The 520-nt window shown below is 64.0% G+C and carries 2 pseudogenes; both read right to left on the reverse strand.

The annotated features are described in order from the left end of the window. Positions 1–339: pseudogene (locus QQJ84_RS13970) on the reverse strand (4-hydroxy-2-oxovalerate aldolase); the annotation flags it as partial. Next, positions 340–520, reverse strand: a pseudogene (locus QQJ84_RS13975) (hypothetical protein); the annotation flags it as partial.

The raw sequence follows: 520 nt of genomic DNA on the forward strand, positions 1-520 counted from the left end.
GGCGATGCGCACCGAGCGCGCACCGGCATCATAGGCGGCCTTGAGGTCATGTACCGTGCCGATGCCGGGCAGCAGCAGGATGGTGACGCGCGCGTGCTTGCACACACCCGCCACGGCGGCGATCCATTCGGCGTCGTCATGCGCGCCAAAGCCGTAGTTGAAGGTGGAGCCGGTGATGCCGTCGCCGTGTGAAATTTCGATGGCGTCGACTTTGGCTTCGTCGAGCGCGCGGGCAATCGCGGTGACATTCTCGAGCGTATATTGGTGGCGGATGGAGTGCATGCCGTCGCGCAGGGTGACATCCTGGACGTAGAGCTTGTTCGGGTTCGGGCGGGCCATTTATGCAGCCTCCTGGGCGAGATATTGCGCGGCCCAATGGTCGGCGGTGACCAGGGCGGCAGAGGTCATGATGTCAAGATTGCCGGCGTAGGCTGGAAGATAATGCGCGGCACCCTCAACTTCGAGCAGGATCGTGGTCTTCAGCCCGGTGGCGTAGCCGATGCCGGGGATACGCACCGGC

Origin of the sequence: Acidocella aquatica (assembly GCF_030160635.1) — a bacterium.
Taxonomy (GTDB): domain Bacteria; phylum Pseudomonadota; class Alphaproteobacteria; order Acetobacterales; family Acetobacteraceae; genus Acidocella; species Acidocella aquatica.